Below are 26,539 nucleotides of genomic sequence, written 5' to 3'. Positions count from 1 at the left end.
AAGCGTTAAACTTTCAATCCTGCTGAAGCCTGTAATCTAAATATTTTTGTGAAAGTATGAATCATGAAAGGCTTGACGACAATAGGAACAAAAAGAGGAGGTCTTTGTTTTGGCAAGTGTTAAGGATATCATGACAAAGGAATTGTTATATTGTACGGTTCTCGATAATGTATACGAAGCAGCGGTGAAAATGAAGGAAGGCAACATTGGCGCGGTTCCCGTCGTTCGCGATGACAGCCTTGAGCTTGTCGGCATTGTGACTGACAGGGACTTGGTGCTGCGGGGCATAGCCGAGAGAAAGCCGAATTCGCAAAAAGTAACAAATGTTATGACGACAGATCTTGTGACATTGCAAGAAGATGATTCCCTCGAAAAGGCAATCGAGCTCATGGGCGATCATCAGATCAGGCGGATCCCGGTTACAAACGGGAAAACATTAACGGGAATCATCACGCTGGGGGATGTCTCGACTTACGAAAAATCAAACCGTCAAGCAGGAGATGCGCTGACGTTTATTTCGGAAAATGAAGAGAGATCAGGCGATTTTCTTCATTAAAAAACATATTTGCGGTCATTTGCAAATAGGCTGTATTGTGATTGAAAATTCGTCCGAGTTCTGTTTAAATGACACTAAAGACAAGTTTTTCGGCGGAATGCGATGTATGCCGTTTATGTGATATATTGATCCGTTGGCAGGAGGTGGAAATTTGAAGAATGTATTAAGAGCTTTCTTGATCCTTCTCATTGTTGCGGCATCGTATGCTCTTTTTATCCAATACGGTTCAAGCCCTGAAAAAATCGTCAAAGAAGACAAGCCGCAAGTGTCCAACGATGATGCGAAGAAGGAAAGAGCGCTGAACATCCCTTCATCCGGTTTGCTTTCATTCATCGGGAAATCGGCTGATACGGTGGAAAAGAAGCTGGGCAAACCGGACAGGATCGACCCGTCTGCTTACGATTACAAATGGTGGGTGTACAATAAGGGGCCGGAACAATACGTTCAAATCGGCATTTTGGATCATAAGGCTGTCACGCTTTTTGCGACAGGCGAGAAGATCAATACGGCACCGTTTAAAATCGGGCAGCCGGCAAGGGACGTGTTTAAGAAAACCCAAATTGCTCCATACGTTAATGTCAAATACGACGGTAGCTCGTACCGGTTTGAGTTTTCAGAGGAAGATATGAACACGAGGCCGACTGTAAAAGCAGGCGATCTTTATGTTCAGCTGTATATGGATAAATTCGAAGGAACGCTGTCAAGCGTCAGGGCGTTCGATGCCGAAACGCTGATCAAGCAGAGGCCGTATGAGGTCGTCTACAGGGGAACGCTGATCGAACCGAAGGCGCTGACTGAATCTGATTGGCAGCAAGTCGAGAAAGCAAATGAAAAACAAATCTTTGATTTGACAAACGTGATCCGTGCAAAGCGCGGACTGTCCCGGCTTTCCTGGGATGAAGCCGTCGCAAAGGTCGCCTACGGCCACAGCCGCGATATGAAAGAACACAGCTATTTCTCTCACGTTTCCAAAACGGACGGCACGTTAAAGGACCGTCTTGAAAAAGGACACGTGAACTTTGAGCAGGCGGGGGAAAACATCGCCCTCAATTACGTTGACGGCCCGGCTGCGGTTGAAGGCTGGCTCAACAGCGAAGGACACAGAAAGGCTCTGTTAAACGCCGATTATACCCATCTGGGGGTAGGTGTGGATCAGAAGTATTATACGCAAAATTTTATCAAACAGTGGAATTGAGTAAGAGCCCGGGGATGCCCCGGGCTTGTCTTATATACGATTTCACAGCAATTCGATCGTCCTGTTCGCGGTGACGCTTTTTTTATTGCCGATCCTTTCGGAGATGGAGGTTCTGGAGAAAAACGGCATTGAGACGATTCCGCCCGGCGTTTCAGAGATTCGAAAAATGGGAGGCGGCATTCACTGTTCGACGCTTCCCTTTTAAGGAAAGACATTCAGCAGGGGAATTTTAGGCGAACACATTTTGCATGATCACGATACATTATAGTAGGCACTTGTTTTTCGGAGGGGGTGTAGACGTTGGCAAATCAAAACGCAAAATCATCGATCGATGAATTTAAGCGGTTTATTAAGCGGCATCCTAAGCTGATTTCCGCGGTGCGGAAGGAGGAGAAAAGCTGGCAGGAAGTGTATGAGAACTGGGTTTTGCTAGGGGAAAACGACGCGATTTGGGAGCCGTACAGAGAGGAAAAAGAGATGAAAGAAAAGCCGTCCGGCGGGGGCGGGAAAAACGATTTCATTTCGAAAATGGTGACGGCCGTCAAAAGAATGGACGCCGACCAAATGAACGAACAAATCAATAAAGTGAGCCAGTCTATTTCTTCACTGCAAAGCTTGCTCAGCCAGTTTTCCGGAGGCGGCCAAAAAAATGTGAACCATAGCGGTGGACAGCATCCGTTTTCTTTCCGAAAAGATTAACAAAGGAGTTTGTCATGCGTAAAGAAGTGCAGGAATATGTGTTCGCAAGTGAGGAGCGCCGCCGCTTTATCCGGGAGCAGCCGGTCTGGTACCGCAAGCTTTCGCGCCGTCCGGATGATTTGTCAGAGTTTCAGCTTGATATGATGAATTTTTACGAAAAAACGATTCCCCACCGTGTAAGCCAGTTTTCAAGCAGCCTACAGATGGCCCAAATGATGATTCAAATGTTTCAGGCCATGCGAACTCAGGACTAATCGGACCCTGAGTCTTTTTTTATGATCATAAAACATCCCTCATCAGTCAAAACTAGCCGGTAAGGGAGTTGATCCACATGAAGAAAAGGTGTCTGATTGCCTGCGTTTGCCTGCTTTTGGCCGGCTGCACGACTTATAAGCCGAAGCCTAAAGGCATCACAGAAGAAGATATGCTGAAAGCTTTCGATGTATCAAAGACAATAGACATTTTGAAAAATGCCGTTTTATGATACACTAATATTCGGAGGTGCATGTCAATGTATGCCACAACGGAATCCTTGCGGCTTCAAAACGAAGCGGATGTTTTGGCCAACATGATTCTTCAATCAGAGGCGGCTGAACATTACAGAATGTGCTACAAGCGTCTCCGAGAAGATGAAGAGGCCGGGCGTATCATCGCTTCATTCACAAAAGTAAAAGAACAATACGAGGATGTACAGCGTTTTGGGAAGTATCATCCTGATTATAAAGAGATTTCAAAAAAAATGAGGGATATTAAACGAAAGCTGGACCTTCATGATACAGTCGCCGATTTTAAAAAGGCGGAAACCGAGCTGCAAAGCATACTTGATGAGGTCAGTGTAGAGATCGGCCGGGCGGTGTCAGAACACATCAAAGTACCGACTGGAAATCCTTATTTTGACAATCTTTCATCCTGCAGCGGCGGCTGCGGATCAGGCGGAAGCTGCGGCTGTAAAGTATCCTGACGAGACCCTTTTTAGTCTCGTCCTTTTTCTTAGAACGTGACATAGCGACAGGCAGGTGAAAAATATGGAAGATCGACGTCAAGGATTAATCGTCTGGCTCCATTCCTTAAAGCAGGCGAAAATGCTCAGGAAATTCGGGAACGTTCACTACGTCTCAAAACGTTTGAAATATGTAGTTGTTTACTGCAATATGGATGAAGCTGAAAGAATCGCGGCTAAGATTGGTTCGTATTCTTTTGTCAAACAGGTGGATCTGTCCTATAGACCGTTTTTAAAAGTGGAATTTGAATCTAAGCTCGACAAGGCAAAAGAGTACGATTATAAAGCAGGAATTTAATATTTTGTTAAAAAAATCCCCGCAGAAAACCTGCGGGGTCCTTCTATTCCTTAACGATTTAAGGAGAAGGCAAAGGGAGAGGAGAAACCGGAGGAAGAACTTATGGGGAAACGTAAGTCTTCTCCGCGGTTGGCAACAACATCAATCGATGCTGTTGCTACTAGTATCACCAGGTGTTCAGTCTCCTATACATAAGAAATCACACTTTGGCTGTTTGTGCCAAAAAACACTTTATGATAAGATAGTGATGATTTTTTTCGAGTTTTAAGGAAAAAGTGGTGGAAATATGAGAGTGATTTCTGGGACTTATAAAGGGCGTGCATTAAAGGCGGTTCCCGGCACGTCAACAAGGCCGACGACTGACAAAGTGAAAGAATCCATTTTTAATATGGTCGGCCCTTATTTTGACGGCGGAGACGGCCTTGATCTGTATGCGGGGAGCGGCGGATTAGGCATCGAAGCGCTCTCCAGAGGCTTTGACCGGATCGTTTTCGTTGACCGGGATTTTAAAGCGATTCAAACCGTAAAAAACAACCTGCAAACATTGGGGATCCAAAAGCGCGCGGAGGTCTACAGAAACGACGCTGACCGGGCTTTGCACGCATTGGTGAAAAGGGGCTTGACGTTCGATGCGATTTTTTTGGATCCGCCATATCGGGAGCAAAAACTGGAAGCGCTTCTTTCGATCGTTGACAAAGCCAATATGTTGACTGATAAAGGGTTTATCCTGACGGAGCACGCAAAAGAAGTGGTGCTGCCGGAACAAGTGGGCGAACTCCTGAGAACACGGCAGGAAATATACGGTGTAACAGGGGTAACGATCTACAGAAAGAGAGGGAATGGGGATGGCTAGCATTGCCGTTTGTCCCGGAAGTTTTGATCCGGTGACCTTTGGACATTTGGATATCATCAGACGCGGAGCGAAAGTGTTTGACCGGGTCTATGTATGCGTTTTAAACAATTCTTCAAAACAGCCGTTGTTTACGGTAGAGGAGCGCTGTGATCTGCTGCGTGAAGTCACGCAGGACATCCCGAATGTCCATGTTGACTCATTTCAGGGGCTTTTGATCGAATATGCGAAAAGCAAGGACGCGAACGTCATCTTGCGTGGGCTGAGAGCTGTCTCCGATTTTGAATATGAGATGCAGGGGACCTCGATGAACAAAGTGCTTGACGAAAATATTGAAACGTTTTTCATGATGACAAACAACCAGTATTCGTTCTTGAGTTCAAGCATCGTCAAAGAGGTGGCGAAATACAAAGGATCAGTAGCAGAACTCGTGCCGGAAGCGGTAGAAGCTGCGCTTGAAAAAAAGTTTGCAAAAGAATGAGCGGCCTAAAACGGCTGCTCATTTTTTCGCAGTTGCCGTGCGTTTTGTGTAAAGAACGATGTAAAGCAAAAGAGTTGCAATTGTAAGAAGCGGGCCCGTTTGAACGATGGCATTCCACGTCTGTGTAAAAAACGTTTCAGGTTTCCCGTCCCGCAAAAATGAGAAAGCAGGCTGATTCGGGTAATGGAAGGCTGTGTAAAGAGGCTTCCATAGGATAAGGGCAAAAGCTGCAGCATAGATTCCCTGCAGGAGCCGTGCGAAAAAAAACGGTTTGAAACGAATGTCCGTTTCGGCCAAAATACCGGCGACCTGCGCCTGTACGCTGAACCCGCTGAAGCCTAAAATGAAGCTGACAACGATAGCTTTTTGCAGCAGATCGGCATCTGTTGCGCTGACAAGCTTGCTTCCGAGCGTGATCTCAAACAAGCCTGACAGTAAGGGCTTGTCAAAGCTTGCGGGAAAATGGAGCGCTGTCATGATCGAACGGGTGGCATAAGAAAGAACATCGGCAATTTTCACGGCGGAAAGAATGTTGTTGAAGACAGAAAAAAGAATGATGAAACCGCCGACCATGAGAAGCGTCTGCACGGAAGAAATAACAGCATCGCTCAATAGTTTTCCAAGCGGTCTTTTTTCTTGAAGCCTTGCCTGGTGAAGGGCTTTGAAGGCATCTTTCATGGAAGGCAGGGGAAGCTTCTTTTTTCTGGCGTGGAGGATTTCTTCTTTTCTTCCATATGATCGCATTGTCAGCCCGACAGCCAAATTGCCTAAATAGTGAGCCGCGGCAAGCAAGATGCCTAGCGACGGATTATGAAAAAAGCCGACCGCGACAGCCCCGAAAATAAAGAGCGGGTTCGACGAATTCGTAAATGAAACGAGCCGCTCGGCTTCAACCCGGGAAATCTGCCGTTCCTGCCTGAGCCTTGAGGTGAGCTTTGCTCCTGCAGGGTTTCCGGAAGCCATGCCCATCGCGAGAACGAATCCGCCGACGCCGGGAACCCGGAAGACGGGTCTCATAAAAGGCTCGAGGAGGAGCCCGACAAACTTGACGATCCCGAACCCGATTAAGAGCTCTGATAAAATGAAAAAGGGCAATAAGGAAGGGAAAACGACTTCCCACCACATGGCAAGCCCGCTTTTTGAAGCGTTTAGCGATTCCTGCGGGTGGGTGATGACGGCAGCGGTAAACATAAGCAGCACACCGGCAATGAGTATAGTCTTTATCTTTGACATGTCCATTTCTATCCCTCCTTACGGCTAACTGCACACCTAAAAAACCGGATCATGGTAAAATAAACGGGAGCGAAGAATCCTCCCAAGAAACTTCTTTATCATTATACGAGGCTTGGTCTGCATTTTAGACCATCAGATTCTCTCCCGTTTTTTGACAAAAAGCTGAATGTCTTGACCATACTAAACCCGAAAAGCTCTTCTCTTGAAATGGGGTCAATAGAAGGTATTTGGACATTCATACAGGCCGGGCGCGATGCCGGCCCGCTGTCAGCACGTTAATTTAAAGATGGAGGGTTACATATTCATGCTAAAAAGAAGATTTATCCGTATCGCATTATTGATCATGATCATCGGGGCCGCCCTGTCATTTGTCAAGCTGCCGTATTACATTACAGAGCCCGGCGAAGCGACGGAGCTCAATCCGTTAATCAAAGTGGACGGCGGGTATTCCGAAAAAGGCAGCTTTTCTTTGATGACCGTAAAAGTAGGGCCCGCAAATCCGATTACATACCTATGGGCAAAGGTGCGCCCTTATCATGAAATTCTTCCTGAAGACAACTTTAAACAAAAGGGCGAATCTGATGAGGAATATATGAAAAGACAGCTGCAGATGATGAGAGATTCCCAGGAAAATGCGATGATCGCCGCCTATAAGCGGGCGGGGAAAACCGTCAGCTACACATCGAACGGCGTTTATGCCATGGCGGTTGTTGACGGCATGCCTGCCAAAGGGAAGATAAAGGTCGGAGACAAAATCAAAAAAGTTGACGGAAAAACGTTTCAGTCGGCGGAGCGCTTTGTCCGCTATATCGAAACGAAAAAAGCCGGAGACACCGTCAAAGTCGTCATCGAACGGGATAACAAAGATGCGACATACGACATGAAGCTGAAAACGTTCAAGGACGATCCGAACAGAGCGGGACTGGGCGTTTCCCTTATAACGGACCGGAAAGTGAAAGTAAAACCGGCTGTTAAAATGGATATCGAAAACATCGGCGGACCGTCAGCAGGGCTGATGATGTCCATGGAGATCTACAATCAGCTCACAAAACAAGATGAAACAAAGGGTCATCACATTGCCGGAACAGGAACGATCGACGATGAAGGAAAAGTCGGACCGATCGGCGGAATCAGTCAAAAAATCGTTGCCGCAGACCGGGCGGGAGCCGATATCTTTTTTGCGCCGAATGAAGGAGGGAGAAAAGGGTCAAACTATGAGGAAGCGGTCAAAACAGCGAAAGATATTAACAGCGACATGAAAATCGTCCCCGTCGATACGATGGATGACGCGATCGAATATTTGAACAAAAAGGTAAAAAGCGCCTGAGTGAAAGACAGGCGCTTTTTTATGTTCGCAAAAATGTCCGGTTTTCTTCATCATATATGACCGGTGACAGCGAATACTCCTGCCCGGTCAGCATCGTTTGTGCGGGCTCCTTCAGCGGTGCGCTGTAAACCCGTCCGGCTTTGATGTCCAGGTCGAGGGACGGGTGGGAAAAGGCTCCGATTTTGGTGATGAGCGGAACGCGCAGCTCCTTTTTCTTTTTCGAAAGATACGCCTGCCCTTTTTTTGTCATCCCGAGAAGCCTGATGTAGGAAGGACGCTTTTCGGCAAGGATGCTGCGGATATCGGCTTTTTTTGCCCTCGTTAAAATGTGTGTGTTCATCCGCTGCAGCCGCGTCCATGTGTACCGTTTCGTTTTTAGCTGCTCCATGTACTCCGAATAAGAACGGGCGGTGCGGATTGCTTTCGCAATGCGATGCTCAAGGCCTTCTTCAACCTCATAAATCCCCTCTAACTCTTTTGTATCCATCGTATGGATGCTGTATTTCAAAAACGGAAAATAATTTTCCGGCGAGTGCCAAAGGCCGAAGGTTCCGGCGTATTCCTCGAGCTCCTCAGCCGATGCTTCAGGGAGAAAGGAGCTGCTGTCTGAAAGGCTCATCGTTTCCAGGATCGATTTGCGGATTGATGTCGCGCTTGCGATATGGCTTGGTCCTTCGGGGAGGTCGATATCATGATAGTCGGAGGAAAGGCGCGTTAAGGTTGCAGGTTTCATCCCGATATCATCCTGAAGGATCGCTTTGACATAGTGAAATCCGAGAATATTGTTCGGTTTTGACAAGTCGAGCGCGCGCGTTCCGTCTGACACGTTATGAAACGCCTTTGCCATCGCAGCGGGATAGCTCATTCCCGTTGATATATGCCGCTTCACTTCTTCATCGAGCTCATCTTTATGCTTGATCGTATAAATTGCCGTGTCAAGAAACGAATCAATATCGCCGTTTTCGCTTCCGAAAAACAAGGAAGTGCACTGCAGTTCGCCGAGGATCGAAACGGCGCCTTCGGCAAACGTTTCGGCCTTTTGGACGGCGAAAGCGTACGGAAGCTCAACGACGATATCAGCGTGGGACTTGAGCGCCATCTTCGTCCTCGCCCACTTCGAGACGATGGCGGGCTCGCCCCGCTGCAAAAAGTAGCCGCTCATCACTGCGATCGCAACATCGCTATGAGTCTGTGCCTTTGCCTCTTTTATATGGTATAAGTGACCGTTGTGAAAAGGGTTATATTCAACGATAACGCCGACCGCTTTCATTTTTCCACCTCTCTTGCATCTCTTGAAATAGTTGTGATACATTTACACAAGGAATGTGCAGAATGCCCGCTGTCAGCGGTGTTTTTTCTAAGTGTATGAATTGTTGTTCACGATGTCAACGCATGACTGAAGCGGGCCTGTGATCTGTAAAGAAAAAATATTGACAAAAAACATGATGAAAGCTATAATCATGTTTGTTGCTCTCTTAGAGGTGATACAATGAAATGGACGATACATCAGCTGAATCAAATGCCGAAGACGGGCTTTGAATTTGATGAAACAGTTGATCTGAGCGAACTCTCTCAACACTCGGATATACGCAGCATTTCACCGGTGCGGGTGAAAGGAAATGCGGAGATCGGATCAAAGCAGGCTGCATTTGATTTTACCATTTCGGGCGAGATGATCTTGCCTTGTTCCAGAACGCTTGTTGATGTTCGTTATCCATTCAGTATTTCAACAAAAGAACTGTTTATATTTCATAAGACCGACGAAATGGAGGATGAAGACGTCCGCATCGTTGAGGATGATCTGATCGATTTGACGCCGGTCGTAAAAGAAGAAATCCTTCTTGAGATCCCTATGCAAATCTTTTGTGAATCTGTTCAAAACGAAGAAGGTGCTCCACAGGAAGGCAAGGATTGGAAAGTCATTACAGAAGATGACCGGAAAAATCAAATCGATCCCAGACTTGCCGGTCTTGGGAAGCTCTTAAAACAAGAAGATGAATCTTAACGCTCTTTAAGGAGGTGGGAATAATGGCTGTACCTTTTAGAAGAACTTCTAAAATGAAAAAAAGACTTCGTCGTACTCACTTTAAATTGCAAGTGCCTGGTATGGTAGAATGCCCAAACTGCGGTGAGATGAAACTTTCACACCGCGTCTGCAAAGCATGTGGATCATACAAAGGAAAAGACGTAAAAAGCAACTAATCCATAAGAAACGAAAACACAAGACTTCCCGTCTTGTGTTTTTTTTGCGCGAAATCCCCTTCTAAAAAGAAAATAGTCTATCTACTCTATTAGCTGCATATGTATGAATTAAATTCATAAAGTCATGGAGGGGGATAACTTTTGACGGTTACAAGACAGGATGCATGGACGCAGGATGAAGATATATTGCTGGCTGAGGTCGTATTGCGGCACATCAGGGAAGGCGGCACACAGCTGTCGGCGTTTGAGGAAGTCGGCAAAGCGCTGAGCAGGACGGCCGCTGCCTGCGGCTTCCGCTGGAATTCCTTTGTCAGAAAGCAATACCAGTCTGGCATCGAGCTGGCCAAAAAACAGCGCAAAGAATTGCGGAAAAAAATAGGAATCCACTCGGCCAACATGCCGAATGCGGTAAAAAGCATTTCCGGAGGCGCGGCGGACAGCCTGACGATTGACGATGTCATCCGTTTTTTAGAAAAATTGAAACATGCACCAGGCCACAAAGATGCGAGCGATGAAAAGGAGCGGCTTATCGAAGAAGTCAACGCCTTGAAAGAAGAGGTTGAAAAGCTCAAGAGTGAAAACGAATCGCTGAAGAAACAGCTTGAACTGACAGAGGAGGATTATAAAGCGCTGATCGAAATCATGGAGCGGGCCAGAAAAATGGTGGTTCTTCAGGAGGATGAACGGAACAAAAAGGCCAAATTTCAAATGGAACCGAACGGGAGCCTCGAAAAAATGGAAAAGTAGAGAACCGGCCATTGTTTTCGGCCGGTTTTTGCTTATGCGGATTCAGAGCTTTGCCCGGTTTCGCTGTTTGGATGCCAAATCAGCGGATTTTCCCCTTTGTCACGGGCCATGTCGTATTTGACTAATTGGAAGCCCATTTTGTTCCAGAAGTCTGAAGATTTCACGCGCGGACTTGTGCGAATCGGGAGCCCGAACGATTTGGCGAATTCCACCAGCATTGTCCCGTACCCGTTGCGCTGATAGCCCGGCAATACTTCGAGCTTCCAAAGCTCAAGGTAATCTTCGCCTTCATCGAAATATTGATTGTATTTCCCATCCGCTTTATACAGGCTCATTCTTGCCACGAGCCGATCCCCGTAATAGATGCCGTAAAACGGCGAGTCGCTGTCGTTTTCGATCATATTGCTTTCAAGGTCCTCCAGCATGGAAAGCTCTTGAATCCCGTATTCCCGGAATTTTTTAAATTCCTCAAGCGTTTTATAATTGATCTGCAAACGTTCGACTTTGACCATTTTGTTACCCCCTTGTTTGTGGTCTATCTATATTGTAATCGCTTTATTGGAAAAATCCAAATGATAATAAATTTTCTAAATAAACGCGCAAAACGATTTTCTGAAAATTTGAAACGCCCAGGAAGTCAACCGTTTAAATTTTTGCTATGATATACAGTATATAAAAAACGGGCAGGATGTGAGAATTTGAAAATCGGAGTAATTGGAGGAGGCTCGGTCGGGCTCCTTTTTGCGTATTATTTTTCGTTCCGCCATGAAGTGACGGTGATCACAAAAAGGCGGGAGCAGGCGGAAGCGATTCGGCAAAACGGTATCCGCCTTATAGCGGATGGAAAAGAAGGTGCCGCCAAAACGGAAGCAACCGTAAAGCCTGATGCGGCATACGACCTTCTGTTTGTCGCGGTAAAGGCGCATCAGCTCGAATCCGTTTTGCCGCAATTGGAAAATGCGGCTCCCCGGAATATTATGTTTTTGCAAAACGGTATGGGTCACATTCCCGAGCTTGAGAAATGGGATGCCGGGCACCGCGTTTTTGTCGGGGCCGTGGAGCACGGAGCCGTTAAAGAAAATGACTATACGGTCCGCCATACCGGAAAAGGGGCCGTCAAATGGAGCGCGTTTTCAGGGAATTCAGCTTCGGAGGCGCTTATCAAAGAGCTGGCTTCCGTTCATGAAGCGTTTCCTTTCATGTGGCAGGAAGACTGGTACGACATGCTTGCCGGCAAATTGATCGTCAACGCGTGCATCAACCCGATGACGGCACTTTTGCGGGTGAAAAACGGCAAGCTCGTCGAAGAACAGGCCTATTTTTCATATATGAAGCTCGTTTTTGAAGAAGCGAGCCGGATTTTAGCCGTTGAAGATCCGGAAGCGTCCTGGGAAAACGTTCTGTCGGTTTGCCGAAACACAAAGCGGAACACTTCTTCGATGCTTGCGGATGTTGCTGCAGGAAGGAAAACGGAAGCTGATGCCATTATGGGCTATTTGCTGAAACGGGCGAAGGAAGCTGGGGAATCCGCTCCTCATCTCGCCTTTTTATACGACAGCATCAAGGCGCTGGAAAAGGGATGAAGCTAAATCTTTTGACCAAAACGCCGAACGTGCTATACTCTTTTCGGAAAGCTAACTATTTACTGGAGAAAGGAAGTTCGAAAGATGCAGCTTACTGAACTTTCCATGAAAAGTCAAAACCCATTTGTACGAGACTATCTAGATGGAAAAGAGGAGACAACTCCATTTTTTGATTACGGTTTAAACAGAGAAGATTGGGAAGTCCGGTTGTGCGATCTTTCCTCAAGGACATATGACCGCAGCGCCTTAGCCGATTATCTGCTCGGCTACCACAGCAAATTCCGGTCAAAAAAGATGAATGAGGCAATCGAGCGGCTCCGCGATCCCGCGAGCGTCGCAGTCGTCGGGGGACAGCAGGCCGGTCTTTTGACAGGGCCCCTATACACCATACATAAAATCGTATCGATCCTTGTGTTTGCACACGAAAAAGAACAAGAACTGAACGTTCCGGTCGTTCCTGTTTTTTGGGTGGCGGGGGAAGACCACGATTTAGACGAAATCAATCATCTGTATGTATCAGACGGCGGAAATGTGAAAAAGCACAAGCTCGCTCAAGCTCATTGGAAGAAAAGCCAGGCCGCAAAAACGGCGCTTGATTCCGATAAAGCCGAGCAATGGCTGAACAGGTTGTTCGCTTCCTTTGAAGAAACCGAGTACACGAACGGGCTTCTCTCAAAGCTGAAGCGATGTTTGCGGCAATCTTCTTCCATTGCCGAGTTTTTTGAATATATCATCGCCGATCTGTTCGAGAATGACGGGCTCGTCTTGCTGAATTCGGGCGATCCTGGACTAAGGTCTCTTGAGGTTCGTTTTTTTCAGGAATTGCTTGAGAAAAACGATGAGCTCTCCCAAGCCGTGAAACAACAGCAGGCGCACATGGAGGAACTGGGCTATTCCCCGATTATTGAAGGGGCGGCTGAGCATGCGAACCTTTTTTACGAACACGACGGAGAGCGGTTTTTGATCGAAAAAAAGGACGGTGCTTTTTTCGTAAAGGAGCTTGAACTCGAGTTGACGCGGGCAGAGCTTCATCAGCTGATGGGCGAACAACCTGAAGCATTCAGCAACAATGTTGTCACAAGGCCGTTAATGCAGGAATTTCTCCTTCCGACCCTGGCATTTATCGCAGGGCCGGGCGAAATCAATTACTGGGGAGAGCTAAAAAGCGCTTTTCAAGTGATGGGCTTTAAAATGCCGCCTGTTGTGCCGAGGCTGAACATCACGTTTTTGGAACGGCATATCGAAAAAAAACTGGCTGAGCGGGGCATTGACCTCAAGGAAGCGCTGGAACAGGGATCTGCCGCCAAAAAAGAGCAGTTTTTCGAAAGCAGGGTGCCAAGCGGGTTTACTGAGGCCGTCAAACGGGCCAAAGAAGAAATCGAAAGCATTCATTCCGGCATCCGGATAGAAGCGCTCGACATTGACCGCAGCCTTGAGCCTCTTCTTGAGAAAAACGCCGGCTTTATTCAGGATCAGCTATCATTCGTCGAAAGAGCGGTCATCAGAAGGATTGAGGAAAAGGAAAACAACATTCTGCGCGATTTTGACAAAATTCAAACGAGCATCAGGCCGTTGGGTGCTCCGCAAGAGAGAATTTGGAATATCATGTATTATTTGAACAAATACGGTCCTGATTTCTTGGAAAACTACAAAAAATTACCATATTCTTTTCAGAATATGCATCAAGTTGTCAAACTTTGAAATAATTTTTTAAAAAACCTTGACTAGTTCAGGGTTTTTTTTTGTTCTAAAACAGTGTAAAATGAATTTGTGGAGGGAAGTGGTGGATAGTGGTGAGTTAAGGAACGAAAGTGGGGGCCGAGATCATGTTTATGGGTGAATATCAGCATACGATAGATGCAAAAGGCCGCATGATCGTTCCGGCAAAGTTCAGAGAAGGCCTCGGCGAGCAGTTTGTACTGACGAGAGGGCTTGATCAGTGCCTGTTTGGCTATCCCATGTCCGAATGGAAACTCATCGAAGAAAAATTGAAGGCTCTTCCTCTCACTAAGAAAGATGCACGCGCGTTTACCCGCTTTTTTTTCTCCGGCGCCACGGAATGCGAGCTGGACAAGCAGGGAAGAATTAACATTGCCTCTCCGCTGTTAAGCTACGCGAAGCTTGAAAAGGAATGCGTGGTTATCGGGGTTTCAAATCGGATTGAATTGTGGAGCAAAGAGATTTGGGAACAATATGTAGAAGAGCAGGAAGATTCATTTGCCGAAATTGCTGAAAACATGATCGGCTTTGATATATAATGAATCTTTGCGAGATGAAAGCAACGCTCACAGCCAGTTCATTTGAAAAAAAGGTGGGACTAGTTAAGAAATGTTTCAGCATACAACAGTACTATTAAAGGAAACAGTTGACGGTTTAAACGTAAAAGAGGACGGTACATATGTAGACTGCACGTTAGGCGGAGCAGGACACAGCGCATATTTACTTTCCAAGCTGTCAAAGGACGGCAGATTAATCGCTTTTGATCAGGATGATACAGCGCTCCGCCATGCGCAGGAAAAACTGGCGGATGATGAAGGGAAAGTGACTTTCATAAAAAGTAATTTTCGGTATTTAAAAGACCGTCTAAACGAAATCGGCATCACAAAGGTGGACGGTGTTTTATTTGATTTGGGCGTCTCATCTCCTCAGCTGGACACGCCTGAAAGGGGATTCAGCTATCATCATGATGCCCCGCTCGATATGCGTATGGATCAATCCGCAAGCCTTTCGGCGAAAGAAGTCGTCAATGAGTGGCGCTACGAGGATCTGGTCAGGATTTTCTTCAAATACGGCGAAGAAAAGTTCAGCAAACAGATTGCCAGAAAAATCGAAGAGGCAAGAGGAAAATCGCCTATTCAAACGACAGGGCAGCTTGTCGATATCATTAAGGAAGCAATTCCGGCACCCGCGAGACGAAGCGGCGGCCATCCCGCCAAGCGGATTTTCCAGGCGATTCGGATTGCGGTAAACGATGAGCTGAAGGTATTTGAAGAAGCGCTTATACAGGCGGTTGACGTTCTCAAACCGGGCGGAAGGGTGTCTGTCATCACATTCCACTCGCTGGAGGACCGGATCTGCAAAACGGCGTTTAAAGAAATGTCTTCACTGCCTGAACTGCCTCACGGATTGCCGGTGATTCCAGAGGAGTTTGAACCGAAATTAAAATTAGTCAATAAAAAGCCGATCACTCCTTCGAAAGAGGAGCTTGAAAACAATAACCGCGCCCGTTCAGCGAAGCTGCGCATCGCGGAAAAAGCACGAGAATGAGCGATGAATAAAAAGGAGGTCATCAGTCTATGAGCAATTTAGCTTATCAAGCGGAAAAACAGCAAAGACATACACAGCAAAGCCCGGAAAAATCCGTTGTCATCCGGAGAAGGGCATCGATCACATTGGGGGAAAAGGTGCTGATCGTCCTGTTCGCCCTGGCTGTTCTCGGCGGTTCGCTCTTTATGATTTCACGAGCGTTCGCTGCGTACCAGACGAATATCGAAATCCAAAAACTCGAAAAAAAGGTTGAAGCGGAAGGCAATAGAGTTGATGACCTCAAAAAGACGGCAGATGAGCTGAAGGAACCTGAACGGATCATGGAAATCGCGCGGAAAAAAGGCCTTCATTTAACAGACAAAAAAGTGAAAAACATACAGGAATGATGCGAAATGCCGAAAAAGAATAAATTTATGAACAGAGGAGCGGCAATACTCAGTATTTGTTTTGCCCTCTTTTTCTTTGTCATTTTAGGAAGATTCGTCTTTATTCAAGCGACAGGCAAAGTCAACGGGGAAGTTCTTGCCGTCAAGGCGAAAGAAAAGTATGAAAAAAAACGGACGATCGAAGCGCATAGAGGATCGATCCTTGACCAAAACGGAAAAGTGCTGGCAGAGGACACCTCGACCTATAAGGTGATCGCGATTTTGGATAAAAAGATGACAGTGGATATGAAACACCCTCAGCACGTCGTCAACAAGGAAGAAACGGCGAAAAAGCTCGCCCCGATCCTAGGAATGGATGAAGGAAAAATACTTGACATCCTCAATAAAAAAGGATTCCAAGTCGAATTCGGTTCAGCAGGCCGCGACATTTCGTACAGCCAAAAAGAAAAAATCGAAAAGCTCAACCTCCCGGGCATCGCCTTTATCCGCGATACAAAACGATATTATCCGAACGGAATTTTCGCTTCCAACCTGATCGGCTACTCCCAGGTGAACGGGAAAACGGGTGAAATGAAAGGCATGATGGGCCTCGAAAAAACGCTGAACGACTATTTGAAGGACACGGACGGCTATGTCACATATGACACGGACAGAACAGGGTGGCGCCTGCCGAACAGCGGCGAAAAAGTGACAGCGCCCAATAACGGGGACAACGTGTACTTGACGGTCGACCAGAAGATCCAAGCCTTTTTGGAAGACAGCATGACGACGGTTCAGAAGGAATATCAGCCGAAGAAAATCATGGCAGCGGTCGTCGACCCGAAAACGGGCAAAGTGCTTGCGATGGGGCAAAGGCCGAGCTTTGACCCGAACAAGCGGGATGTCACCAACTATTACAACGACCTGGTCTCCTACAGCTTTGAGCCGGGATCGACGATGAAGATCTTCACCCTGGCGGCCGCGATCGAAGAAGGCGTCTATAACGGGGGAGATTCATACAAGTCGGGCACCTATTCGGTCTCCAAAAAGGATAAGCCGATTCAAGACCACAACAACGGCAACGGCTGGGGACCGATCACGTTTAATGAAGGCGTTGAGCGCTCTTCAAACGTCGCCTTTGCGATTCTTGCCAACGAAAAGCTCGGAACCGACCGCTTCAACCAGTATTTAAGGAAGTTTCATTTTTATGATAAAACAGGCATCGATTTGCCTGGAGAAGCGTCCAGCAAAATCAACTTTAAATATTTGCGGGATAAAGTATCTACTGCCTTTGGTCAAAGTTCAGCGGTAACGCCGATCCAGCAGCTCCAGGCTGCGACAGCGATCGCCAACAACGGAAAGATGGTGAAACCGTATGTGATCGATCATATCGTTGATCCGGACGACAAGAAAACGGTTATGCAAAATAAACCGAAGCAGGTCGGCCAGCCGATTTCCGCGAAAACGGCGAAAGAAGTGCGCGATCTTCTCGGTAAAGTCGTCACCTCCAAAAAAGGGACGGGGCAGCCGTATCAGATCGAAGGGTTTGACGTCGCCGGAAAAACGGGAACGGCGCAGATCGCAGGCCCTGACGGCAAGTATTTAACCGGAAAGGACAACTACGTGTTTTCCTTCATGGGAATGGCACCGAAGGACGATCCGAAGCTGTTGATCTATGTCGCCGTCCAGCAGCCGAAGCTAAAAGATACAGAAACGGGATCAGCACCTGTTGCAAAGATTTTCAATCCGGTTATGAAAAACAGTCTTCACTATTTAAATATCACGCCGTCGAGCAGCAAGAAGGACGGCAAAAAAGACCAGGACAAGGAAATAACGATGCCTGACCTGACAGGCAAACGAACAGAGTCTGCGGCAAAAGAGGCGAAAGAGGAAGGCCTTGATCCGGTTGTGATCGGCGACGGAATGGCCGTGATAGAACAGTATCCGAAAGCAGGCGAAGAAGTGCTCCCGAATGAACGGGTATTCTTAAAAGCAGACGGGAAGATCACGATGCCTGACATGACGGGCTGGTCAAAACGCGACGTCCTCCGCTTCGCTTCGGTTTCGGGCATTCACATCGAAACGAGCGGACAGGGGTATGTGACAGGTCAAAGCGTGAAAAAAGGCAAGACATTAAAAACAAAAACAGTCATAAAAGTGACTTTGAAAAACTCTTAAAGCAAATCTAAAAGGCTGTCGGCTAAGGTCGATAGCCTTCTATATTGCAAGAGGCGGCGCCTGGTCCGAAAATAGAGAAAACGAGGCCGTTCTATCAAAACGCTCCAAAGCATAAAATGAAACAAGCCTATATAAGGAGTGAACGGTCCCTTGCGCGTTTCTAATGTGACTGTCAGAAAACGCTTAATTTTTGTTCTGATTTTTGGCGTGATCATCTTTTTGATTATCGATACAAGGCTCGGATATGTTCAATTTGTGCTGGGAGATAAGCTGACGTCTTTGGCAAAGGATTCGTGGAGCCGGAATCTCCCATTTGAACCGGAACGCGGGGAAATTCTTGACCGGAACGGGGTCAAGCTTGCGACAAATCAAAGCGCGCCGTCTGTTTTGGTCGTTCCGAAGCAGGTCGACAACCCGATCAGAACGAGCAAACTGCTGGCCAATGTTCTAAATATGTCAGAGGAAAAAGCGTACAAACACGTGACGAAAAAAACTTCCATTGAAAGGATCAATCCGGAAGGGCGGAAAATATCACACGAAAAGGCAAAAGAAGTCAGGGATTTGAATTTAAAAGGCGTGTATATCGCAGAAGACAGCATCCGCCATTATCCGTTCGGCAGCTATCTGTCCCACGTTCTCGGCTTTGCGGGGATCGACAACCAGGGGCTGCTTGGACTTGAAGCGTTTTACGATGACGAGCTGAAGGGCGAAAAAGGCTATGTGAAGTTTTACTCTGATGCAAAAGGAAAAAGAATGCCGGGCGAAGCTGATGACTATACGCCGCCAAAAGACGGTCTCGATATGAAGCTGACGATCGATTCGCGGGTGCAGACGATCATGGAGCGCGAGTTTGACATCGCTGAAGCCAAATACAACCCGGACGGGATGGTCGGCGTTGCGATGAATCCGAAAAACGGCGAGATTTTGGCGATGGTGAGCAGGCCGGATTTTGATCCGGCAAACTATAAATCTGTCGATCCGAAAATCTATAACCGGAATTTGCCGGTATGGAGCACGTACGAACCGGGGTCGACATTTAAGATCATTACGCTTGCGGCAGCCCTTGAAGAGCAAAAAGTCAATCTGCAGAAAGATCATTTCTACGATAAAGGATCTGTTGAAGTGGACGGGGCGAGGCTGAAATGCTGGAAGCGGGGCGGGCACGGATCACAGTCGTTTCTCGAAGTCGTCCAAAATTCGTGCAACCCGGGCTTTGTCGAGCTCGGCCAGCGGCTCGGCAAGGATAAGCTGTTCAGCTACATTAAAGATTTCGGCTTTGGCAAAAAAACCGGGATCGACCTTCAGGGGGAAGGTACAGGCATTTTGTTCCCGCTTGACCGCGTCGGCCCCGTCGAACAGGCGACAACAGCCTTCGGGCAGGGCGTATCAGTGACGCCGATTCAGCAGGTTGCAGCCGTATCAGCGGCGGTCAACGGAGGAACGCTGTACACGCCGTACATCGCGAAAGAATGGATCGATCCAGCCACAAAACAAACCGTCAAAAAACAGACGCCGATGCCGAAAAAGAAGGTCATCTCTGAAGAAACGTCCAAACAAATCCGCTATGCGCTCGAGAGCGTCGTCGCCCAAGGGACGGGACGGAACGCGTTTGTCGACGGCTACCGCGTCGGCGGCAAAACGGGTACCGCGCAAAAAGTTAAAGACGGCAAGTACTTGAAAAACAACCATATCGTTTCATTTATCGGCACTGCGCCTTCTGACGATCCGGGCATCGTCGTGTACGTTGCCGTCGATAATCCGAAAGGAACGATTCAATTCGGGGGTACCGTCGCGGCTCCGATCGTCGGCAATATTATGAGAGACAGCCTCCCGCAGCTCGGCATCGAAAAGCGAAAAGACCAAATTGAACGCAAGTACCAATGGCTGGACAAAAAACTGGTGGAAGTCCCGAACCTTATAGGGCTGTCTGTGACAGAGCTTGAACCGCTGCTCATCAACCTCAACCTGAAAGCATCGGGGAAAGGGGACGTCGTCGTTCAGCAATCGCCGAAACCGGGCGAGAAGGTAAAAGAAGGTTCGACGATCCGTATATATCTTGACGACCAAGATTAATATAACGATAGACAAAAACGGCAGCCGGCTTTCTCAGCGGTTGCCCGTTTTTCAAAAAATGCATAGATTTTAAAGGATTAGCTGGATGTCTCCTCTTTTTTGCGCTAAAATATGAACTGTATGTCTGGCGCACCTTAAGTGGGCGCAAACCGTTAAAAACGGGACAGCGAATGAGATCCAATAGAACGCGAGAGGTTTGATACAATGAAATTAACGAAGCTTCTTACATACTTAAAAAACGAACCTTCCTATAAAGGACAAGAAGACCCTGACATTACTTCGATCGAAATGGATTCCAGGGAAGTCAAGACAGGAAGTCTTTTTGTTTGTATAAAAGGATATACAGTCGACGGGCACGACTACGTCCGGCAGGCCGCTGATAAAGGAGCGGCGGCGATCGTGGCCGAAAGGCAGGTCGATGCCGATGTTCCCGTGATTATCGTCCGCCAATCGAAGAGGGCGCTTGCCGTGCTTTCCGATGCCTTCTACGGCCAGCCGACCAAGCGGCTCAGACTCGTCGGCATCACCGGCACGAACGGGAAGACGTCGACGTCCCACATGGCTGAAGAAATCTTCAGAAAAGCGGGCTGCAAGACGGGCCTGATCGGCACGATGTACACGAAGATCAACGATGAGACATTCGATGTGAAAAATACGACGCCTGAAAGCGTAACTCTCCAAAAAACGTTCAAAAAAATGGTTGACCGCGAAGTGGATACAGCCATTATGGAAGTTTCTTCACACGCTCTTCATATGGGCCGGGTGCACGGCTGTGATTACGATATCGCCGCTTTTACCAACCTGACGCAGGATCACCTCGATTATCATCAGACAATGGACGAATACAAGCATGCGAAAAGCCTTCTTTTCTCACAGCTCGGCGGTTCTTTTAACCACGAACGTCCGAAGTGGGCCGTGTTAAATGCAGATGATCCCGCTTCAGAATACTTTGCCCAGGTCACGTCAGCCCATCTTCTGACTTACGGAATCTCCAATCGCGCCGATATCATGGCAGACAATATCGAGATGGCCCCGAAAGGGACAACCTTTGATCTCGTGACGCCGAAAGGGACGGAACGGGTGACGATCCCGCTCGTCGGCCTGTTTAACGTGTATAACGTGCTGACGGCGGCAGCGATCGGCTTCGCTGCGGATATTCCGTTTTCCGTGATTGTCGAAGCGATTAAGGGCTTAAAAGGCGTCAGGGGAAGATTTGAACTCGTTGATGCCGGACAGGACTTTCCGGTGATCGTCGACTACGCCCATACGCCGGACAGCCTTGAAAACGTCCTGAATACGTGCAGGGGCCTTACGGAAGGAAAGCTGTTTGTCGTCGTCGGCTGCGGGGGCGACCGCGATAAAACGAAGCGCCCGAAAATGGCGAAAATCGCCGCTGAATTGGCGGATGAGCCGGTCTTTACAGCCGACAACCCGAGAAGCGAGGATCCGCTCGCGATTTTGCGCGACATGGAAGAAGGGGTCAAAGGCGCTTATTATCACAGCATCGTCAACCGCGAGCAGGCGATCTTTTTCGCAATCGCAAACGCCAAAAAAGGCGACGTTGTCCTCATCGCCGGCAAAGGCCATGAAACCTATCAGCAAATCGGCGGCGAGACCTTCGACTTTGACGATGCCGAAGTGGCGAAACGAGCTGTTCTTGAGCTGAAATAAAACGAAAAAGATCTAGAGGAAAGAGTTGTTAAAGTGATGGATGCGTTTAAAATAAATCAACATATGAAAAAAAACGGTGAATATGATAAATGCGTATGCTGTTTCTTAAAAATCGGGGAAGGAGAGAAGAACAATGCTTGAACAAGTGATTTTGTTTACGATCATCATCGGCTTTTTAATCAGCGTTGTTTTGTCTCCGGTGTTTATCCCGTTTTTAAGAAGGCTGAAATTCGGTCAGAGCATCCGCGAGGAAGGGCCGAAGTCCCACCAGAAAAAATCGGGTACGCCGACGATGGGCGGCGTGATGATCATCATATCGATCATCATCACAACGATTGCCATGACGATCAAATTTTCCGAAGTCAGCATGAATATGTTCATGCTGCTGTTTGTTACGGTTGGGTACGGACTGCTCGGCTTTTTGGATGATTATATAAAAGTTGCGATGAAGCGGAACCTCGGCCTTACGTCAAAGCAAAAGCTCATCGGGCAAATCGTGATTGCCGCCGTGTTCTACGCCGTCTATTATGCTCAGGGGCTGCCGACGGACATCCGCATTCCGGGCACGGACGTATCGTTTGATCTCGGCTTTGTTTATCCGATCCTTGTGATCTTTATGCTTGTGGGCGGCTCAAACGCCGTCAACTTGACAGACGGGCTTGACGGGCTTTTGTCCGGGACAGCGGCGATTGCTTTCGGAGCATTTGCAATTTTGGCATGGAATCAGTCGCAATACGATGTCGCGATTTTCTCGGTTGCCGTCGTCGGGGCTGTTTTAGGCTTCCTTGTCTTCAATGCCCATCCCGCGAAGGTCTTCATGGGAGATACGGGATCGCTTGCCCTTGGCGGCGCGATCGTGACGGTTGCGATTTTAACGAAGCTCGAAATTCTGCTCGTGATCATCGGCGGTGTATTCGTCATCGAAACCCTTTCTGTCATCTTGCAGGTAATCTCGTTTAAAACGACAGGTAAACGAATCTTTAAAATGAGCCCGCTTCATCATCATTATGAGCTTGTGGGCTGGTCGGAGTGGAGAGTTGTCGTCACATTTTGGACAGCGGGTCTTCTGCTTGCCGTCTTAGGAATATACATCGAGGTGTGGTTATAAGTGGATACTCAAGATTTATTACAAAATCAAAACGTCCTAGTTTTGGGACTGGCAAAAAGCGGATATGCGGCTGCTTCGATCCTGCATGAAAGAGGCGTACACGTTGTGGTGAACGACCAAAAGCCTTTTGAAGAAAACGAGGAGGCCCAGATTCTTGCCGGAAAAGGGGTCGAAGTCATCTGCGGCTCCCATCCGACGGAGCTGTTCGACCTCCATTCCATCAGCATCCTGATTAAAAATCCGGGCATTCGCTATGAAAACCCGATGGTCGAGGAAGCGCTGAATAGAAACATCCCCGTCTGGACGGAGGTCGAGCTCGCGTATCATCTGACCGATGCGCCGTTCATCGGCATTACGGGTTCAAACGGAAAAACGACAACGACAACGCTTGTTTATGAAATGCTGAAAGCCGATTCCAAAAAAGCGCTTGTCGCGGGAAATATCGGAACGGCGGCGAGCGAGGTGGCTAACCGGACGAAAGGGAACGAATGGATCGTTACAGAGCTTTCCTCTTTTCAATTGATGGGGACGTATCAATTCAGGCCGAAAATCGGTTTATTATTAAACGTATTTGACGCCCACCTTGATTATCACCATTCACGGGAGAATTATGAACTTGCCAAGCAGCAGATATACCGAAATCAATCGGAAACAGACGTTGCCGTTGTCAATTTGGACGATGATACCGTTGTGAGGCTCGCCGAGTGTTCAAAAGCGGAAAAGGTCTGCTTCTCTGTCAGACAAGAGCTCGAACAGGGAGCCTGCGTTAAAGACGGAATGATCATGTTTAACGATCAGCAGGTGATGCCGCTGAAAGATGTCGTGCTGCCGGGCGAGCACAATCTTGAGAACATTTTGGCCGCAGTGTGCATCGTCAAAACGGCGGGAGTTTCCAATGAGGCGATCCGCCGAGTGCTGACAAGCTTTACAGGGGTTAAGCACAGAATGCAGTACGTGGCCACGATTCAAAACAGAACGTTTTACAATGACAGCAAAGCGACGAACATCCTCGCGACGAAAAAGGCGCTGTCATCCTTTGAAAAACCGGTGATTTTGCTTGCGGGAGGGCTTGACCGCGGAAACGAATTTGACGAATTAAAGCCGCACATGTCTTCTGTTAAAGCGATCATCACATTCGGCGAAACAGCGCCGAAGTTTGAGAAGCTGGCTGAGGATTTGGGAATACAACAGGTTAAACGTGTCGATAATGTTGAACAAGCAGCATCTGCGGCGTTCAGCCTGTCAGACGAAGGAGATGTCATTCTTCTGTCACCGGCATGCGCAAGCTGGGATCAGTACAAAACATTTGAAGAACGTGGTGACATGTTTGTAAACGCCGTGCATATGCTTAAATAAGGGCTTGTCTTTTAGTCTGAAAGCCCAAAGAAATGAAGCTTGGGGTGTTCGGCTTTGCAAACAAAAAAAACGTCACCGGATTTTTTACTGGTTATCATTACGTTATTATTGTTAACAATCGGGCTCATCATGGTATACAGCGCCAGCGCGGTATGGGCGACATACAAATATGACGATTCCTTTTTCTTTGCCAAACGGCAGCTGTTGTTTGCCGGCATCGGGATCATCGCCATGTTTTTCATTATGAACGTCGACTACTGGACGTGGAGGACGTATGCGAAAATCCTGATTATCGTTTGTTTTTTTCTCTTGGTCATCGTTCTCATTCCGGGGATCGGCATGGAACGAAACGGATCGCGGAGCTGGATCGGAGTCGGCGCGTTCAGCATTCAGCCGTCCGAATTTATGAAGCTTGCGATGATCGCGTTTTTAGCCAAGTTTTTATCGGAAAGGCAAAAGAACATCACATCGTTCAGAAAAGGCTTTGTGCCGGCGCTCGGCATCGTCTTTTCCGCGTTTCTCATCATCATGATGCAGCCTGACCTCGGAACGGGAACGGTCATGGTCGGCACGTGCATCGTCATGATCTTTGTGGCCGGGGCGAGAATTTCGCACTTTGTGTTTCTCGGTCTGATCGGCCTCAGCGGCTTTGCCGCCCTCGTCCTGTCGGCCCCATACCGGATCAAAAGGATTACGTCTTACTTAAACCCGTGGGAAGACCCTTTAGGAAGCGGCTTTCAGATCATTCAGTCGCTTTACGCGGTCGGTCCGGGCGGACTTTTTGGCCTCGGACTCGGCCAGAGCAGGCAAAAATTCTTTTATCTCCCTGAGCCGCAGACGGACTTTATTTTTGCGATTCTGTCGGAAGAGCTCGGATTTATCGGGGGATCGCTCATTCTGCTGCTCTTCAGCGTCCTTTTATGGAGAGGCATCAGAATCGCGTTGGGCGCGCCCGATTTATACGGCAGTTTCGTCGCTGTCGGAGTCATTTCGATGATCGCGATCCAGGTGATGATCAATATCGGAGTCGTAACCGGATTGATTCCTGTAACAGGCATTACCCTCCCGTTCTTAAGCTACGGAGGGTCATCGCTTACCCTGATGCTGATGGCGGTCGGCGTGCTGCTCAATGTCAGCAGGTATTCAAGATATTAGCGTCAACATCGTTTTGCCGGATAACCCTGTTCGAAAAAGCAGGGTTATCGTTATGTACATAAGAAATGAGGGGGAAACCAGATGCGGATCGTTGTAAGCGGAGGCGGAACGGGCGGACATATTTATCCCGCCCTCGCATTTATTAAAGAAGTCAAACAGCACCATCCCGACGTGGAGTTTTTGTACATCGGAACAGAGAAAGGCCTTGAGAAAAATATCGTCGAGCGGGAAGACATCCCGTTTAAAGCGATTGACATCACAGGCTTTAAACGAAAGCTTTCATTTGAAAATGTCAAAACGGTGATGCGGTTTTTAAAAGGAGTCAAGGAGTGCAAGAAGGAGCTAAAGCGCTTTAAGCCCGATGCGGTGATCGGAACGGGCGGCTACGTGTGCGGACCGGTCGTATATGCCGCCTCGAAATTGGGAATTCCGACGATCATACACGAGCAGAACAGCCTTCCTGGACTCACCAATAAATTTTTATCCAAATATGTTGATAAGGTAGCCATTTGTTTTGAAGAGGCAAAAGCACATTTTCCGGCTGAAAAAGTTGTATTCACAGGAAACCCGAGGGCCTCTGAAGTCGTCTCAATAAAAGGGGCCCAGTCTCTGAAGTCCCTCGGGCTTCAGGAAAACAAGAAAACGGTCCTCATTTTCGGAGGAAGCCGCGGCGCCGCTCCGATTAACAAAGCTGTGATCGGCATGCAGCAGGAGCTCAAAACACGGGATTATCAAGTTCTTTATGTAACAGGGGAAGTTCACTATGATAAAGTAACGGAAGAGCTGAAAAAACAGGGTGCGGCCGAAAATATGGCCGTCAAACCGTTTTTGCATCAAATGCCGGAATATTTAAAAGCGCTGGATGTCATCGTGGCGCGGGCCGGAGCGACGACCATCGCCGAAATCACCGCGCTCGGCATTCCGAGCGTCCTGATACCGAGCCCGTATGTTACGGCCAACCACCAGGAAGTCAATGCGCGCTCGCTCGGCGACCGGAACGCCGCAGTCGTTTTGAAAGAATCAGAGCTTAATGGACAGCGGCTCATTCAGGCGATCGATCATATTTTACAAGACGAAAAAACGTTACAAGAGATGAGCGAGCGTACGAAGTCTCTCGGTGTTCCAGACGCGGCCCAGCGTTTGTATCAAGTATTGAATGAACTAAAGCAAGCGAAATAAGTTTATAAGAGTTTTT

The 26,539-nt window shown here is 47.8% G+C and carries 29 protein-coding genes; 26 read left to right on the top strand and 3 right to left on the bottom strand.

The features are described 5' to 3' along the window. Nucleotides 1–109: 109 nt before the first annotated feature. The 10 genes from AB447_RS13170 to coaD all read left to right on the top strand — a co-directional run bounded on the left by AB447_RS13170 (nt 110) and on the right by coaD (nt 5,079). Nucleotides 110–556: a CBS domain-containing protein gene (locus AB447_RS13170; RefSeq protein WP_096891715.1), complete on the top strand. Its 447-nt coding sequence runs from the start codon at nt 110–112 to the stop codon at nt 554–556. Nucleotides 557–707: 151 nt separating this feature from the next. After that, on the top strand, nt 708–1,751 hold the full coding sequence (locus AB447_RS13165; protein WP_048353097.1) for a CAP domain-containing protein: 1,044 nt from the start codon (nt 708–710) through the stop codon (nt 1,749–1,751). A 25-nt stretch (nt 1,752–1,776) separates the two neighbouring features. Next, the gene (locus AB447_RS26510) at nt 1,777–1,956 is read left to right on the top strand and encodes a hypothetical protein (protein WP_048353098.1); all 180 of its coding nucleotides are present in this window, start codon (nt 1,777–1,779) and stop codon (nt 1,954–1,956) included. 95 nt (nt 1,957–2,051) lie between these two features. Next, nucleotides 2,052–2,450: a YlbD family protein gene (gene ylbD, locus AB447_RS13155; RefSeq protein ID WP_048353099.1), complete on the top strand. Its 399-nt coding sequence runs from the start codon at nt 2,052–2,054 to the stop codon at nt 2,448–2,450. Nucleotides 2,451–2,464: 14 nt separating this feature from the next. Then, nucleotides 2,465–2,704: a YlbE-like family protein gene (locus tag AB447_RS13150; RefSeq protein WP_048353100.1), complete on the top strand. Its 240-nt coding sequence runs from the start codon at nt 2,465–2,467 to the stop codon at nt 2,702–2,704. 77 nt (nt 2,705–2,781) lie between these two features. After that, nucleotides 2,782–2,934: a hypothetical protein gene (locus AB447_RS25825; protein WP_156183658.1), complete on the top strand. Its 153-nt coding sequence runs from the start codon at nt 2,782–2,784 to the stop codon at nt 2,932–2,934. Nucleotides 2,935–2,961: 27 nt separating this feature from the next. Beyond that, a complete protein-coding gene (ricF, locus tag AB447_RS13145; protein ID WP_048353101.1) occupies nt 2,962–3,411 on the top strand; it encodes a regulatory iron-sulfur-containing complex subunit RicF in 450 nt (149 codons plus the stop codon). Nucleotides 3,412–3,475: 64 nt separating this feature from the next. Further along, entirely contained in the window at nt 3,476–3,748 is a 273-nt protein-coding gene (locus tag AB447_RS13140; protein WP_048353102.1) for a YlbG family protein, read from the top strand. 286 nt (nt 3,749–4,034) lie between these two features. Next, entirely contained in the window at nt 4,035–4,601 is a 567-nt protein-coding gene (rsmD, locus tag AB447_RS13135; protein WP_048407071.1) for a 16S rRNA (guanine(966)-N(2))-methyltransferase RsmD, read from the top strand. Continuing rightward, a complete protein-coding gene (coaD, locus tag AB447_RS13130; RefSeq protein ID WP_046130747.1) occupies nt 4,594–5,079 on the top strand; it encodes a pantetheine-phosphate adenylyltransferase in 486 nt (161 codons plus the stop codon). Before rsmD ends, coaD begins: the two co-directional genes overlap by 8 nt. A gap of 18 nt (nt 5,080–5,097) precedes the next feature. Here coaD and ylbJ read toward each other — a convergent pair whose 3' ends face one another. Beyond that, entirely contained in the window at nt 5,098–6,318 is a 1,221-nt protein-coding gene (ylbJ, locus tag AB447_RS13125; protein ID WP_048353103.1) for a sporulation integral membrane protein YlbJ, read from the bottom strand. 298 nt (nt 6,319–6,616) lie between these two features. Between ylbJ and AB447_RS13120 the strand changes: the two genes are divergently transcribed. Then, entirely contained in the window at nt 6,617–7,639 is a 1,023-nt protein-coding gene (locus tag AB447_RS13120) for a SepM family pheromone-processing serine protease (RefSeq protein WP_048353104.1), read from the top strand. A gap of 19 nt (nt 7,640–7,658) precedes the next feature. On the opposite strand, the gene AB447_RS13115 is transcribed toward AB447_RS13120, so the two are convergent. After that, a complete protein-coding gene (locus AB447_RS13115) occupies nt 7,659–8,909 on the bottom strand; it encodes a nucleotidyltransferase (RefSeq protein ID WP_057957601.1) in 1,251 nt (416 codons plus the stop codon). A 219-nt stretch (nt 8,910–9,128) separates the two neighbouring features. Between AB447_RS13115 and AB447_RS13110 the strand changes: the two genes are divergently transcribed. From AB447_RS13110 to gerR, 3 genes are all read left to right on the top strand, one after another. Continuing rightward, nucleotides 9,129–9,644 carry a YceD family protein gene (locus AB447_RS13110; RefSeq protein WP_048353105.1) on the top strand — a complete coding sequence of 172 codons (516 nt, stop codon included), beginning with the start codon at nt 9,129–9,131 and terminating at the stop codon, nt 9,642–9,644. Nucleotides 9,645–9,667: 23 nt separating this feature from the next. Further along, nucleotides 9,668–9,841 (top strand): 50S ribosomal protein L32, encoded by a 174-nt coding sequence (rpmF, locus tag AB447_RS13105; protein ID WP_046130742.1) that lies wholly within the window; start codon nt 9,668–9,670, stop codon nt 9,839–9,841. A gap of 141 nt (nt 9,842–9,982) precedes the next feature. After that, nucleotides 9,983–10,588 carry a sporulation-specific transcriptional regulator GerR gene (gerR, locus tag AB447_RS13100; protein WP_048353106.1) on the top strand — a complete coding sequence of 202 codons (606 nt, stop codon included), beginning with the start codon at nt 9,983–9,985 and terminating at the stop codon, nt 10,586–10,588. 32 nt (nt 10,589–10,620) lie between these two features. Here gerR and AB447_RS13095 read toward each other — a convergent pair whose 3' ends face one another. Further along, nucleotides 10,621–11,100 carry an N-acetyltransferase gene (locus AB447_RS13095; RefSeq protein ID WP_048407073.1) on the bottom strand — a complete coding sequence of 160 codons (480 nt, stop codon included), beginning with the start codon at nt 11,098–11,100 and terminating at the stop codon, nt 10,621–10,623. 186 nt (nt 11,101–11,286) lie between these two features. Here AB447_RS13095 and AB447_RS13090 point away from each other — a divergent pair, with 186 nt between their 5' ends. From AB447_RS13090 to murG, 12 genes are all read left to right on the top strand, one after another. Continuing rightward, nucleotides 11,287–12,171, top strand: a complete 885-nt coding sequence (locus tag AB447_RS13090) for a 2-dehydropantoate 2-reductase (RefSeq protein WP_048353107.1) — start codon at nt 11,287–11,289, stop codon at nt 12,169–12,171. 84 nt (nt 12,172–12,255) lie between these two features. Beyond that, nucleotides 12,256–13,872 (top strand): bacillithiol biosynthesis cysteine-adding enzyme BshC, encoded by a 1,617-nt coding sequence (bshC, locus tag AB447_RS13085; protein WP_048353108.1) that lies wholly within the window; start codon nt 12,256–12,258, stop codon nt 13,870–13,872. A gap of 125 nt (nt 13,873–13,997) precedes the next feature. Continuing rightward, nucleotides 13,998–14,429, top strand: coding sequence for a division/cell wall cluster transcriptional repressor MraZ (mraZ, locus tag AB447_RS13080; RefSeq protein WP_048353109.1), 432 nt, complete (start codon nt 13,998–14,000; stop codon nt 14,427–14,429). 70 nt (nt 14,430–14,499) lie between these two features. Further along, nucleotides 14,500–15,438: a 16S rRNA (cytosine(1402)-N(4))-methyltransferase RsmH gene (gene rsmH / locus AB447_RS13075; RefSeq protein ID WP_048353110.1), complete on the top strand. Its 939-nt coding sequence runs from the start codon at nt 14,500–14,502 to the stop codon at nt 15,436–15,438. A 29-nt stretch (nt 15,439–15,467) separates the two neighbouring features. Continuing rightward, nucleotides 15,468–15,824: a cell division protein FtsL gene (gene ftsL, locus AB447_RS13070; RefSeq protein WP_048353111.1), complete on the top strand. Its 357-nt coding sequence runs from the start codon at nt 15,468–15,470 to the stop codon at nt 15,822–15,824. A 6-nt stretch (nt 15,825–15,830) separates the two neighbouring features. After that, nucleotides 15,831–17,981: a penicillin-binding protein gene (locus AB447_RS13065; protein WP_048353112.1), complete on the top strand. Its 2,151-nt coding sequence runs from the start codon at nt 15,831–15,833 to the stop codon at nt 17,979–17,981. A 150-nt stretch (nt 17,982–18,131) separates the two neighbouring features. Further along, the gene (locus AB447_RS13060) at nt 18,132–20,054 is read left to right on the top strand and encodes a stage V sporulation protein D (protein ID WP_048353113.1); all 1,923 of its coding nucleotides are present in this window, start codon (nt 18,132–18,134) and stop codon (nt 20,052–20,054) included. Nucleotides 20,055–20,258: 204 nt separating this feature from the next. After that, nucleotides 20,259–21,725, top strand: coding sequence for a UDP-N-acetylmuramoyl-L-alanyl-D-glutamate--2,6-diaminopimelate ligase (locus AB447_RS13055; protein WP_048353114.1), 1,467 nt, complete (start codon nt 20,259–20,261; stop codon nt 21,723–21,725). 133 nt (nt 21,726–21,858) lie between these two features. Further along, nucleotides 21,859–22,833, top strand: a complete 975-nt coding sequence (mraY, locus tag AB447_RS13050) for a phospho-N-acetylmuramoyl-pentapeptide-transferase (protein WP_046130731.1) — start codon at nt 21,859–21,861, stop codon at nt 22,831–22,833. After that, a complete protein-coding gene (gene murD, locus AB447_RS13045) occupies nt 22,834–24,189 on the top strand; it encodes a UDP-N-acetylmuramoyl-L-alanine--D-glutamate ligase (protein WP_048353115.1) in 1,356 nt (451 codons plus the stop codon). It abuts the gene before it with no gap. A 54-nt stretch (nt 24,190–24,243) separates the two neighbouring features. Then, a complete protein-coding gene (gene spoVE / locus AB447_RS13040) occupies nt 24,244–25,344 on the top strand; it encodes a stage V sporulation protein E (protein WP_046130729.1) in 1,101 nt (366 codons plus the stop codon). Between the two features lie 81 nt (nt 25,345–25,425). Beyond that, nucleotides 25,426–26,523 (top strand): undecaprenyldiphospho-muramoylpentapeptide beta-N-acetylglucosaminyltransferase, encoded by a 1,098-nt coding sequence (murG, locus tag AB447_RS13035; protein ID WP_048353116.1) that lies wholly within the window; start codon nt 25,426–25,428, stop codon nt 26,521–26,523. The last annotated feature ends 16 nt before the right edge of the window (nt 26,524–26,539 follow it).

This window comes from Bacillus glycinifermentans (assembly GCF_001042475.2).
Lineage (GTDB): Bacteria > Bacillota > Bacilli > Bacillales > Bacillaceae > Bacillus > Bacillus glycinifermentans.
This window is presented reverse-complemented; position numbering and strand designations above follow the sequence as displayed.

What these genes read in the sequence shown, in the direction of transcription:
- AB447_RS13150 (WP_048353100.1), top strand. Translation starts at nt 2,465, where the DNA reads ATGCGTAAAGAAGTGCAGGAATATGTGTTCGCAAGTGAGGAGCGCCGC.
- AB447_RS25825 (WP_156183658.1), top strand. Translation starts at nt 2,782, where the DNA reads ATGAAGAAAAGGTGTCTGATTGCCTGCGTTTGCCTGCTTTTGGCCGGC.
- ricF (WP_048353101.1), top strand. Translation starts at nt 2,962, where the DNA reads ATGTATGCCACAACGGAATCCTTGCGGCTTCAAAACGAAGCGGATGTT.
- AB447_RS13140 (WP_048353102.1), top strand. Translation starts at nt 3,476, where the DNA reads ATGGAAGATCGACGTCAAGGATTAATCGTCTGGCTCCATTCCTTAAAG.
- rsmD (WP_048407071.1), top strand. Translation starts at nt 4,035, where the DNA reads ATGAGAGTGATTTCTGGGACTTATAAAGGGCGTGCATTAAAGGCGGTT.
- coaD (WP_046130747.1), top strand. Translation starts at nt 4,594, where the DNA reads ATGGCTAGCATTGCCGTTTGTCCCGGAAGTTTTGATCCGGTGACCTTT.
- ylbJ (WP_048353103.1), bottom strand. Translation starts at nt 6,318, where the DNA reads ATGGACATGTCAAAGATAAAGACTATACTCATTGCCGGTGTGCTGCTT.
- AB447_RS13120 (WP_048353104.1), top strand. Translation starts at nt 6,617, where the DNA reads ATGCTAAAAAGAAGATTTATCCGTATCGCATTATTGATCATGATCATC.
- AB447_RS13115 (WP_057957601.1), bottom strand. Translation starts at nt 8,909, where the DNA reads ATGAAAGCGGTCGGCGTTATCGTTGAATATAACCCTTTTCACAACGGT.
- AB447_RS13110 (WP_048353105.1), top strand. Translation starts at nt 9,129, where the DNA reads ATGAAATGGACGATACATCAGCTGAATCAAATGCCGAAGACGGGCTTT.
- rpmF (WP_046130742.1), top strand. Translation starts at nt 9,668, where the DNA reads ATGGCTGTACCTTTTAGAAGAACTTCTAAAATGAAAAAAAGACTTCGT.
- AB447_RS13095 (WP_048407073.1), bottom strand. Translation starts at nt 11,100, where the DNA reads ATGGTCAAAGTCGAACGTTTGCAGATCAATTATAAAACGCTTGAGGAA.
- bshC (WP_048353108.1), top strand. Translation starts at nt 12,256, where the DNA reads ATGCAGCTTACTGAACTTTCCATGAAAAGTCAAAACCCATTTGTACGA.
- mraZ (WP_048353109.1), top strand. Translation starts at nt 13,998, where the DNA reads ATGTTTATGGGTGAATATCAGCATACGATAGATGCAAAAGGCCGCATG.
- rsmH (WP_048353110.1), top strand. Translation starts at nt 14,500, where the DNA reads ATGTTTCAGCATACAACAGTACTATTAAAGGAAACAGTTGACGGTTTA.
- ftsL (WP_048353111.1), top strand. Translation starts at nt 15,468, where the DNA reads ATGAGCAATTTAGCTTATCAAGCGGAAAAACAGCAAAGACATACACAG.
- AB447_RS13065 (WP_048353112.1), top strand. Translation starts at nt 15,831, where the DNA reads ATGCCGAAAAAGAATAAATTTATGAACAGAGGAGCGGCAATACTCAGT.
- AB447_RS13055 (WP_048353114.1), top strand. Translation starts at nt 20,259, where the DNA reads ATGAAATTAACGAAGCTTCTTACATACTTAAAAAACGAACCTTCCTAT.
- mraY (WP_046130731.1), top strand. Translation starts at nt 21,859, where the DNA reads ATGCTTGAACAAGTGATTTTGTTTACGATCATCATCGGCTTTTTAATC.
- murG (WP_048353116.1), top strand. Translation starts at nt 25,426, where the DNA reads ATGCGGATCGTTGTAAGCGGAGGCGGAACGGGCGGACATATTTATCCC.